The organism is Vibrio splendidus 12E03 (assembly GCF_000272105.2).
GTDB lineage: Bacteria > Pseudomonadota > Gammaproteobacteria > Enterobacterales > Vibrionaceae > Vibrio > Vibrio splendidus_I.
Genome location: NZ_AJZD02000059.1, coordinates 1 through 12,169, shown reverse-complemented (window position 1 = coordinate 12,169; position 12,169 = coordinate 1). Strand labels below are relative to the sequence as shown.

Here is a 12,169-nt window from a genome sequence, read left to right as displayed (position 1 = left end):
CAGTAATGCTTATCCGAACGGCATTAACTCCGAAGAGTGGGCTTTGAGCATTTATATCCGCTTAACAGCGATACACTTTAGGTGATTAAGCTTGAGAAGCTTTAACCTGAGCGTGTAGCTCTTGAACTGAAGTTACTGAAGTTTTCGCGTCTGCAGTGTGCGCCATACAAGTCGCGAATGCAGCGTTTAGCGTAGTCGTGTAGTTCACTTTCTCAGCAAGTGCTCCACGACGAAGAACTTTAGAATCTTCAATCGCTTGACGGCCAGCTGCAGTGTTCACGATATACGTGTACTCGTTATTCTTGATACGGTCAAGAATGTGAGGACGACCTTCGTGTACCTTGTTTACTAAACGTGGGTTGATACCCGCTTCACCAAGGATAACCGCAGTACCGTGAGTTGCGTCTAGCTGGTAACCAAGCTTAGATAGCTTAGATGCTAGGTCAACAACACGCTCTTTGTCGCCTTCGCGAACAGAAAGCAATGCACGACCGCCTTCAGGGTAGATGTGACCACAACCCAATTCAGCTTTAGAGTATGCTTCTGCGAATGTCGCGCCAACACCCATAACTTCACCAGTAGAGCGCATTTCTGGGCCTAACAGTGGGTCAACACCAGGGAACTTGTTGAATGGAAGTACAACTTCTTTCACTGAATAGTAAGGTGGGATGATTTCTTTCGTAAAGCCTTGAGACTCTAGAGATTGACCTGCCATTACACGAGCGGCAATCTTAGCGATTGGTGCGCCAGTTGCTTTAGATACGAATGGAACCGTACGTGCTGCACGAGGGTTAACCTCGATTAGGTACACTTCATTGTTCTTAACAGCAAACTGTGTGTTCATCAGACCACGCACACCCAACTCGAACGCTAGCTTTTCAACTTGCTCGCGCATTACGTCTTGGATTTCTTGGCTTAGCGTGTATGCAGGAAGAGAACATGCTGAGTCACCTGAGTGAACACCCGCTTGCTCGATATGCTCCATGATACCGCCGATAACAACGCGTTCACCGTCACAAATCGCATCAACGTCGACTTCAACAGCGTCGTCTAGGAAGCTATCAAGTAGTACTGGAGATTCGTTTGATACGCTAACCGCTTCGTTGAAGTAGCGACGTAGATCTTGCTCGTCGTATACGATTTCCATCGCACGACCACCAAGTACGTAAGAAGGACGTACAACAAGTGGGAAGCCGATTTCGCGAGATTTCTCAACCGCTTGCTCCATCGTTGTTACTGTCGCGTTCTCTGGCTGAAGTAGGCCTAGGCGGTCTACAGCAACTTGGAAACGCTCACGGTCTTCTGCACGGTCGATTGCGTCTGGGCTAGTACCGATGATTGGTACACCAGCAGCTTCAAGAGCACGAGCCAGTTTAAGTGGCGTTTGACCACCGTATTGAACGATAACGCCTTTTGGCTTCTCAACACGAGCGATTGCTAGTACATCTTCCAGAGTTACTGGTTCGAAGTACAGACGGTCAGATGTATCGTAGTCTGTAGAAACTGTCTCAGGGTTACAGTTAACCATGATAGTTTCGTAGCCATCTTCACGTAGTGCTAGTGATGCATGTACACAACAGTAGTCAAATTCAATACCTTGGCCGATACGGTTTGGACCGCCGCCTAGAATCATGATCTTGTCTTTGTCTGTTGGGTTCGCTTCACACTCGTCATCGTAAGAAGAGTACATGTAAGCTGTATCAGAAGAGAACTCAGCAGCACATGTATCTACACGCTTGTACACTGGGTGGATATCGTATTGGTCACGCAGACGACGGATTTCGCTTTCCGCTACACCTAGAATCTTAGATAGGCGCGCATCAGCAAAACCTTTACGCTTAAGCTTGTTTAGCTCGTCTTTGTTCAGACCAGCAAAGCCTTTCGCTTTAAGTTCCTGCTCTAGCTTAACGATGTCTTCGATTTGAACTAGGAACCAACGGTCGATTTGCGTTAGGTTGAATACACCATCTACCGACATACCAGCACGGAATGCGTCAGCGATGTACCAAATACGCTCTGCGCCAGCTTCTTTCAGTTCGTGACGGATAGTCGTTAGAGCATCTGGTGCATCTAGGTCTACCATTTCGTCAAAACCAGTCGCGCCAACTTCTAGGCCGCGAAGTGCTTTTTGTAGAGATTCTTGTTGGTTACGGCCGATAGCCATAACTTCACCAACAGACTTCATTTGCGTCGTTAGACGGTCGTTAGCACCTGCAAATTTCTCGAAGTTAAAACGAGGAATCTTAGTTACTACGTAGTCGATTGTTGGTTCGAATGATGCTGGAGTTGCGCCGCCAGTGATGTCATTCATTAGCTCGTCTAGCGTGAAGCCAACAGCCAGTTTCGCTGCAATCTTAGCGATTGGGAAACCTGTTGCTTTAGAAGCTAGTGCTGAAGAGCGAGATACACGTGGGTTCATCTCGATGATAACCATACGGCCATCTTTCGGGTTGATACCAAACTGTACGTTTGAACCACCTGTTTCAACACCAATCTCACGCAATACTGCTAGAGATGCGTTACGCATTAGTTGGTATTCTTTATCTGTCAGCGTTTGAGCTGGAGCCACAGTGATTGAGTCACCTGTGTGAATACCCATTGGGTCGAAGTTTTCAATCGCACATACGATGATGCAGTTGTCGTTTTTGTCACGAACCACTTCCATCTCGTACTCTTTCCAACCGATAAGTGATTCATCGATAAGAAGTTCATTAGTTGGAGATAGGTCCAAACCACGACGACAGATTTCTTCAAATTCTTCTTTGTTGTAAGCGATACCGCCACCAGTACCACCCATCGTGAACGATGGACGAATGATACAAGGGAAGCCAACCATGTCTAAAACTTTGTAAGCTTCTTCCATCGTTTTCGCTGTATCAGCAGTTGGACATTCAAGGCCAATTGCTTTCATTGCTTTATCGAAGCGTGAACGGTCTTCTGCTTTATCGATAGCATCAGCCGTTGCACCAATCATTTCAACACCGAACTCTTCAAGAACGCCGTGCTTTTCTAGGTCTAGAGCACAGTTCAATGCAGTTTGGCCACCCATAGTAGGTAGAACTGCATCAGGCTTCTCTTTAGCGATGATGTTACGCACAACTTCCCATTGGATAGGTTCGATGTAAGTTGCATCGGCCATATCTGGGTCAGTCATGATTGTCGCTGGGTTCGAGTTTACAAGAATAACTCGGTAACCTTCTTCGCGAAGCGCTTTACAAGCTTGAGCACCAGAGTAATCGAACTCACATGCTTGGCCGATAACGATCGGGCCAGCACCTAGAATAAGAATACTTTTAATGTCAGTACGTTTTGGCATTGTCTACTACTCCGAATTACGCTGTGTGCTGTTTGATTAGTTCAATAAAGTGGTCGAATAACGGCGCTGCGTCTTCTGGACCTGGGCTTGCTTCAGGGTGACCTTGGAAGCTGAATGCTGGTTTGTCTGTACGGTGAATACCTTGTAGAGAACCATCAAATAGTGATTTGTGCGTTGCACGTAGTGTCTCTGGAAGGGTTTCTTCGTCAGCAGCAAAGCCGTGGTTTTGCGAAGTAATCATCACAACATCACGATCTAAATCTTTAACCGGGTGGTTTGCACCGTGGTGACCAAACTTCATCTTCACTGTCTTAGCGCCTGACGCAAGAGCAAGAATCTGGTGACCTAGACAAATACCGAAGATTGGTAAGCCTTTTTCTAGGAACACTTTTGTCGCTTCAATTGCGTAAGTACATGGTTCTGGGTCACCAGGGCCATTTGACAGGAAAACACCGTCTGGGTTCAGAGCTAGTACTTCTTCAGCAGAAGTTTCAGCAGGAACAACCGTTAGGCGGCAGCCGCGGTCAACAAGCATTCGTAGGATGTTTCGTTTTGCACCGAAGTCATAAGCAACAACGTGGTATGGCAATTCAGAGTCTGCTTTCGCTTCAGGAAGTCCACCCGTAAGCGTCCACGAACCTTGTTTCCATTGATACGCTTCTTTTGTTGTAACTTCTTTCGCAAGGTCCATACCTTTCAGGCCAGGAAATTCTTTTGCTTTAGCTAGAGCCAAAGCTTCGTCTAGGTTTCCGTCGTTTACTGAAGAGCCAGCTACGATACAACCGTTCTGAGCGCCTTTTTCACGAAGAATACGCGTCAGTTTACGAGTATCGATATCAGCGATACCAACAACGTTTTGCGACTTAAGGTAATCAGAAAGGGATTGTTCATTACGGAAGTTAGAAGCGATTAGAGGGAGATCGCGAATCACAAGGCCTTGAGCGTGGATTGAAGAAGATTCTTCGTCTTCGGAATTGGTTCCGGTATTGCCAATGTGAGGGTAAGTAAGGGTAACGATTTGTTGAGAATAGGAAGGATCAGTGAGGATTTCTTGGTACCCCGTCATCGAGGTATTAAAAACGACTTCACCAACTGCAGAACCTACAGCGCCAATGGCTTCACCGTGAAATACTGTCCCATCTTCTAGGACGAGTAGTGCTGACTTCTTCAAGACAACCTCCAGAAATAAAAATGCATTAAAATTGATTTAATTTGCAAATCTACCTTCCTGCAACACCAGAAACTGCGTGTTTATGGAAATTAGACAAATTGGCGGTATTTTAGTGATGTGCGTGATACGTGTCAACATTTAACGCAAAAGAAATTAAACATTTGTAAGGACTAATTCAATTTACGCCATCAAAGCTTCAAAAGTTTAACTTTCATGCTCATTTCGGCCGAATATTACGATTTTCTAATTTTCACCCCTCATTTTAGCCAACCATAGAGTAATAAAAATATCAGCAACAAAACGCAATCGATAAATACAAAGAGAAAAGATCGTAATTTAAAGACCTAAAACAAAAAACACATTATAAGCATTAAAAAAGACAGTTAAATAAGAAAAAATCGACGATAAGAAGAAACTATAGGGAGGTTTGTAAAAGGGATATTACGAAGGGAAATGTATCAAATAAAGAAAGCGCCGGCAATTGCCAGCGCATAAATATCTATTTACAGGTCATTCAAACCTAGGACATCAGTCATGGTATAAAAGCCGGCTGGTTTATCATTTAACCAGACTGCAGCCTTGATTGCGCCATTAGCGAAAGTCATTCGATCAGTGGCTTTATGGGTAATTTCCACTCGCTCACCGATATCAGCAAACATAGCGGTGTGTTCACCAATAATGTCACCGGCACGAATCGTCGCGAAACCAATCTCATCTTTAGTACGCTCGCCAGTAATACCTTCGCGTGACCATACAGCTACATCGTTCAGCTCGTTGCCCATCGCACCAGCAATCGCTTCGCCCATACCAATCGCAGTACCAGAAGGTGCATCGACTTTATGGCGGTGGTGCGCCTCAACGATCTCGACATCACAGTAATCGCCCATCACTTTAGCGGCCTTCTCTAGCAGCTTAAATACAAGGTTCACACCAACGCTGTAGTTAGGTGCCATTACGATAGCCATCTCTTTTGAAGCAGCATCAATCACCTGCTTCTCTTCTTCAGAGAAACCCGTCGTACCGATAATCAGTTTTTTACCGTGACGTTTACAAAGTTCAATATTCGCTAATGTGCTAACAGGGGCTGTAAAATCGACGATCACGTCAAACTCTTCGATGGCTTTAGACAGGTCATCGACTAGAGCAACATCAAAACGACCTTCACCGCATAACTCACCGACATCTACGCCGACCAAAGATGACTCTGGACGTTCCGAGCCAGCACCAACACTTGCTTCTGAATTATGATGAGCGGCTTTCACCAAGTTGCGACCCATGCGGCCCGCTGCTCCTGCAATTGCAATTCTTACCACTGCGAATATCTCCATTGTTTTGGTTACGGTTGCCGCTTATCTCTTGCAGCAACGTTCAATCGATTAATCTCTTTAAACTAACAACAATCTCAAACTCAGGCTAGCAATTACGAAAACTCTTTTATCACTCGCTCTAAAATTGGCACATTTGCCTCTGGGAAAGCGTATTGATTCAATGATTCTAGGCTTACCCATTCACCTTGTTGACCTTCTTTGCCATAAGGTTGTTCCTCAAAGTCAGTCACAAGGATGAAGTCGAACTTAAGCGACTTATCGGTGTAATCAAACTCAAGGTGCTCAAACAGAGACTGTTCTGTCACCTTGATGCCAATCTCCTCATCAAGCTCACGAGTCATCGCTTGTTCAATGGTTTCGCCCACTTCAACCTTGCCACCAGGGAACTCCCAAAAACCGCCCTTGTGTTTGTCGTCCGGACGCTTTGTGATAAATACCTGTGACTTATCTTGATTGAAGATAATGCCTGCAACAATGTGGATTCTTTTCATATGATGGTGTTCCTTAATAAAACGCTGAACTCACATAGTCCCTGAATACGTCATCCTCAAGAAGGAGAAACGACTGAGCTGGGGAGCTAAAACAACGTGAGCCTAACTAAACGAGATTCCCTACTACGCTCGTTCTCGCTATAGGGAATGACGACTTACCCTCTAATTAAAGATAAGCCATAAAATTCACATACAAAAAGAGCCGCCTAAGCGACTCTTTTTATCAATAAGTTTGTGTGAAGCTAAACTGTGACGTGGTGAGTGCAAGGAGGAGGCACGGAGCTTACGTTAGTAAGTGAGTACCTCCGACACTGCAATCATCCGTTACAGCAACGATTCACCAAACTTAGTCAATTTTACCGTGACACTGCTTATATTTTTTACCACTTCCACATGGACATGGCTCGTTACGACCCACTTTACGCTCATCACGTACTACCGTTTGTGGAGATGCTGCTTCAGCTTCATTGTCACCTAGCTGGTTTTCAGCCGTTGCATGTTGTGCCTGTGCACGACGCGCCGCTTCTTCAGCTTGAGCTTGACGTTGAGCTTCCATCTTTTCAACTTCTTCTTGTTGCTGAACGCGAACTTTAGAAAGGATGGTAACAACGTCTGTTTTTAGTACATCTAGTAGGCCTTCAAACAGTTCAAACGACTCGCGCTTGTACTCTTGTTTCGGGTTCTTCTGAGCATAACCACGCAGGTGGATACCTTGACGAAGGTGATCCATCGCAGCCAAATGCTCTTTCCAAAGACCGTCTAGCGTTTGTAGCATCACAGATTTCTCGAAGTTACGCAGTACTTGAGCACCAACCACTTCTTCTTTCTGTTTGTACGAATCAACCGCCATGCCAAGAATACGCTCACGCAAAGCTTCTTCATAAAGCTTGTCGTCTTCGTCTAACCAACCTTGAATATCAAAGTCTAGATCAAAGTCATTCTTCAGACGATCTTGTAGACCCGCGATATCCCACATGTCTTCAAGAGACTGAGGTGCGATGTATTCATCAATGACTGATGCCAGTACATCTTCACGGTTGTGTTCGATCATCTCACTGATGTCGTCAGAACTCATCAGTTCGTCACGAAGCTCATAAACCACTTTACGTTGGTCATTGGCTACATCATCGTACTCAAGAAGCTGCTTACGGATATCGAAGTTACGACCTTCAACTTTACGTTGTGCTTTTTCAATTGAGCGAGAAAGCATCTTAGATTCGATCGCTTCGCCTTCGTCCATACCACTTTGGATAAGACCAGCCATACGATCCGATGTAAAGATACGTAGCAGAGAATCTTCCATTGATAGGTAGAAACGAGAAGAACCCGCATCACCTTGACGACCAGAACGACCACGTAGCTGGTTATCGATACGGCGAGATTCATGACGTTCAGTACCAATGATGTGCAGACCACCTGACTCAAGTACTTTATCGTGGATTACTCTCCAATCAGCTTTGATCTTCTCGATCTGCTCTTTGGTTGGATTCTCTAGCTTCTCAACTTGTGCCTGCCAGCTACCACCTAACACGATATCGGTACCACGACCGGCCATGTTAGTTGCGATAGTTACCGCACTCGGCATACCAGCTTGTGCAACGATCTCTGCTTCCATTTCGTGGAACTTAGCATTTAGAACGCTGTGCTTAATTTTTGCTTTTTTCAGTGCATTAGACAGTAGTTCAGACTTCTCGATAGAAACCGTACCAACCAGTGATGGCTGACCAGCTGCGACACGGTCTTTGATGTCTTCAATGATCGCGTTGAACTTGTCTTCTTCAGTACGATAAACCACATCTGGCATATCGTTACGCACCATAGGTTTGTTGGTTGGGATAACCACCGTTTCTAGGCCGTAGATGGACTGGAATTCGAAAGCTTCAGTATCGGCAGTACCTGTCATACCTGACAGTTTTTCGTATAGACGGAAGAAGTTCTGGAATGTAATCGATGCTAGCGTCTGGTTTTCATTCTGAATCTTCACACCTTCTTTAGCTTCAACAGCTTGGTGTAAACCTTCAGACCAACGACGACCTGGCATAGTACGACCAGTATGTTCATCAACGATAACCACTTCGCCTTCTTCAGTAACGATGTAGTCGACGTCTTTCTCAAACAATACGTGTGCACGCAGCGCTGCATTAACATGGTGCAATAGGCTGATATTTGTTGGAGAGTAAAGCGTGTCACCCTCTTCCATCAGGCCGTTTTTCACCATTAGCTCTTCTACAAATTCTTGACCGTTTTCAGTCAGGTGAACCTGCTTCGATTTCTCGTCCATGGTGTAATGACCTTCACCACGGTACTCTTCAGAATCTTCTTTATCTTGGCGCTCAAGGTTAGGGATCAACGTGTTAATACGCGTGTAAAGATCTGAACTATCTTCAGCTGGGCCAGAGATAATAAGTGGAGTACGAGCTTCATCGATTAAGATTGAGTCAACTTCATCGACAACAGCGAAGAAGCGTTCACGTTGAACACGATCTTCAGCACGGAAAGCCATGTTGTCACGTAGGTAATCGAAACCAAACTCGTTGTTTGTTCCGTATAGGATGTCAGCTTGGTACGCTTCTTTTTTCTCTGGCGGAGCCATGTTTGGCACGTTCACGCCAACCGTCATACCAAGAAATTCAAATAATGGGCGGTTTGTTTCCGCATCGCGCTTCGCTAGGTAGTCGTTCACCGTTACTACGTGAACACCTTTGCTAGGTAGGGCGTTAAGATAAGCTGGTAAGGTTGCTGTAAGAGTCTTACCTTCACCAGTACGCATTTCTGCAATTTGGCCAGCATTTAGAACCATGCCGCCAATCATTTGCACGTCAAAGTGACGCATGCCGTAAACACGCTTAGACGCTTCACGTACCGTAGCAAATGCTTCCGGTAAAAGCTGGTCTAGCGATTCACCTTTATCTAAGCGCTCACGAAACTCAACCGTTTTTGCTTTTAGCTCTTCGTCTGAAAGTGCTTCAAACGTTGGTTCGTAGTTATTAATTTCTTTTACAATTTTTCTAAGGCGGCGCAGTGTTCTGTCATTGCGACTGCCAATTACCTTTGTCAGCAGCTTAGTAATCATGTGCTTGGAATCTCTTCGTTCTCAGATCGTCCGCGATCTATTTTAAATGCCGTCAGTCTCTACTAGCTATGAACTAGTCTTCAGTTACTAACCAAGGATACTGAGATAAATCTAGTATCTTTGATATTGTACTTGAGAGTAGAGTTTTCAAGGCTTGAGTTAAAATTAATGCCCTTTAGTGTAAGTAATTTTCACACCAACGACCATTTATAACCCCATTTGTTTGATGTGCTTGGAACTTTTCTTTCTAATTGCTGACGGATTAGCCAGACTGTAGCCCATTGGTAGTCAACTTTCGGATGTTGACGACACTGTATCTGGAAAATAGATACAAAAAAACCAGGTCAATGACCTGGTTTTCGAAATCTTATATTGTTGTAAACAACAATTACGCTAGAACCATTCCTGGCTCAGCAAATGCAACAGGAGAGCCTACTTCTTCTTCGAATGTTGCCCATTCCCAAGCTTCTGCGTCAGCAAGTACTGCACGTAGTAGTTGGTTGTTTAGGCCGTGACCTGATTTGTATGCACGGAACTCACCAATAATAGCGTGTCCACACATGTACAAGTCACCAATCGCATCCAGTACTTTGTGAGTTACGAACTCATTGTCAAAACGTAGACCTTCTTCATTAAGAATTCGGTATTCGTCTAGAACGATAGCGTTATCGAAGCTACCGCCAAGTACTAGGTTTTGAGATTGTAGATACTCAATATCGCGCATGAAGCCGAAAGTACGAGCGCGAGAGATTTCTTTCACAAAGCCTTGTGAAGAGAAATCAAACAACAAACGTTGCTCATCAGATTCAATTGCTGGGTGGTTAAAGTCGATCTCAAAGTCCATACGGAAGCCGTTAAATGGAACAAACTCTGCCCATTTATCGCCATCTTCAAAACGGATAGGCTTTTTGATACGAATAAAACGCTTCGCTGCATTCAGTGTTTCTACACCCGCTTGCTGTAGCAAGTATACGAATGGGCTTGCGCTACCATCCATAATTGGGATCTCTGGTGCATCTACTTCAACAATAATGTTGTCGATGCCCATGCCCGCTAGAGCTGCGTTAAGGTGTTCCACTGTAGAGATACGTACGCCTTCGTCATTAACAAGAGCAGTACATAACATAGTGTCACGAACTGATGCTGGATCAGCTGGGAAATCTACAGGTGGATTTACATCGGTACGACGATAAACAATGCCTGTATTTGCAGCTGCCGGGCGAAGAGTAAGTGTGACTTTACGACCAGAGTGGAGACCCACACCAGTTGTTTTCACAATTTCTTTCAGAGTACGTTGTCTGATCATCTGCTTGCCTCGTTATCAGTGCTACAAATCACGGTCAGTATTTACCGACCGCGAATTTTACCATTAATTCGACGATAGTCAAATTTTGGGTGTTTGTTAATCAGCCTGACGTCGTAAGAATGCTGGAATATCTAAATATCCACTCTCTTTCTCAGCTTTAGGTGCAGCACTTTGGCTAGCGCCTGTACCTGAAGAAACAGGTGACGTTGTTGGCTGTGGCTTAACTTGAGGTTTAACCTCAGTTTTTTCTTGCAATGGCTGTGCCACTTTCTCTTCCACTTTTGGTGCAGTTTGAGCCGCTACCTGTGGTTGAGGAGTTGGTGCAACCTTAGCTTTACCACCAGCAACTAAAGTAATGTCTGGTTTTTTCTCTGTACCGATACCTGTTGCAACAACAGTTACGCGAATTTCATCCGTCATATCAGGGTCTAGAGAAGTACCAATCACAACTGTTGCGTTATCAGATGCGAATGCCTTAACTGTGTTACCTACTGTTTCGAACTCATCTAGACGCATATCTAGGCCTGCTGTGATGTTCACAAGAACGCCACGTGCACCAGCTAGGTCGATGTCTTCTAGTAGTGGGCTAGAAATTGCCGTTTCAGCAGCTTCTTCAGCACGGTCTTCACCTTTTGCGATACCGCTACCCATCATTGCATGACCCATCTCAGACATTACGGTGCGAACATCCGCGAAATCGACGTTAATCATACCAGGGCGAGTAATTAGCTCAGCGATACCTTGTACAGCGTTTTTAAGTACATCGTTTGCACTTGCGAAAGCTTCTAGCAGTGTTACGCCGCGGCCAAGTACTTTAAGTAGCTTTTCATTTGGAATCGTAATTAAAGAATCCACATGCTTAGAAAGCTCTTCGATACCTTGCTCAGCAAACGCTAAACGCTTTTTGCCTTCAAAGCTGAATGGCTTAGTTACAACAGCAACCGTTAGCACACCCAACTCTTTCGCAACTTCAGCAATAACTGGAGCAGCACCTGTACCAGTACCACCGCCCATACCAGCTGCGATAAATACCATATCGGCGCCAGTTAGAACTTCTTTAATTCTTTCTCGATCTTCGAGAGCTGCATCACGGCCTACTTGTGGGTTTGCACCAGCGCCCAAACCTTTAGTGATATCACCACCAATTTGGATCACGCTGCTCACGCTTGTTTTACGAAGTGCTTGCGCATCAGTGTTAACACTGATGAATTCTACGCCTTCGATTGATTCACGTACCATGTGCTCAACAGCGTTACCGCCACCGCCACCAACTCCAACGACTTTAATTACTGCATCGTCAGACATTTCCATCATCGGTTCAAACATGTGTTATCTCCGTTTTTTCCTGCAACTCAGGTTAAAACTCTTTTTGTATCCAATTACGCAATTTACCAAATAAACCAGACATAGAAGGTGCTGAACGCTTAGGTTCGCTGTAATCACCTTCATCACTGATCTGACAATCTCTTGCGTAATGAAGTAAA

7 protein-coding genes are annotated in these 12,169 nt (G+C 44.9%); all 7 read right to left on the bottom strand.

Annotated elements, in window-relative coordinates:
* Window positions 1-85 precede the first annotated feature (85 nt).
* Entirely contained in the window at window positions 86-3,316 is a 3,231-nt protein-coding gene (carB, locus tag A142_RS05425; RefSeq protein WP_019823635.1) for a carbamoyl-phosphate synthase large subunit, read from the bottom strand.
* 16 nt (window positions 3,317-3,332) lie between these two features.
* The gene (gene carA, locus A142_RS05420) at window positions 3,333-4,487 is read right to left on the bottom strand and encodes a glutamine-hydrolyzing carbamoyl-phosphate synthase small subunit (protein WP_010434758.1); all 1,155 of its coding nucleotides are present in this window, start codon (window positions 4,485-4,487) and stop codon (window positions 3,333-3,335) included.
* Window positions 4,488-4,990: 503 nt separating this feature from the next.
* Complete coding sequence (gene dapB / locus A142_RS05415; protein WP_020628676.1) at window positions 4,991-5,815, bottom strand: 4-hydroxy-tetrahydrodipicolinate reductase; 825 nt, start codon at window positions 5,813-5,815, stop codon at window positions 4,991-4,993.
* Window positions 5,816-5,907: 92 nt separating this feature from the next.
* A complete protein-coding gene (mutT, locus tag A142_RS05410) occupies window positions 5,908-6,306 on the bottom strand; it encodes an 8-oxo-dGTP diphosphatase MutT (RefSeq protein ID WP_017098312.1) in 399 nt (132 codons plus the stop codon).
* 346 nt (window positions 6,307-6,652) lie between these two features.
* Window positions 6,653-9,379, bottom strand: coding sequence for a preprotein translocase subunit SecA (gene secA, locus A142_RS05405; RefSeq protein WP_019823629.1), 2,727 nt, complete (start codon window positions 9,377-9,379; stop codon window positions 6,653-6,655).
* 388 nt (window positions 9,380-9,767) lie between these two features.
* Window positions 9,768-10,685 carry a UDP-3-O-acyl-N-acetylglucosamine deacetylase gene (lpxC, locus tag A142_RS05400; RefSeq protein ID WP_010434751.1) on the bottom strand — a complete coding sequence of 306 codons (918 nt, stop codon included), beginning with the start codon at window positions 10,683-10,685 and terminating at the stop codon, window positions 9,768-9,770.
* A 96-nt stretch (window positions 10,686-10,781) separates the two neighbouring features.
* On the bottom strand, window positions 10,782-12,011 hold the full coding sequence (ftsZ, locus tag A142_RS05395) for a cell division protein FtsZ (protein WP_017059291.1): 1,230 nt from the start codon (window positions 12,009-12,011) through the stop codon (window positions 10,782-10,784).
* Window positions 12,012-12,169: the final 158 nt, after the last annotated feature.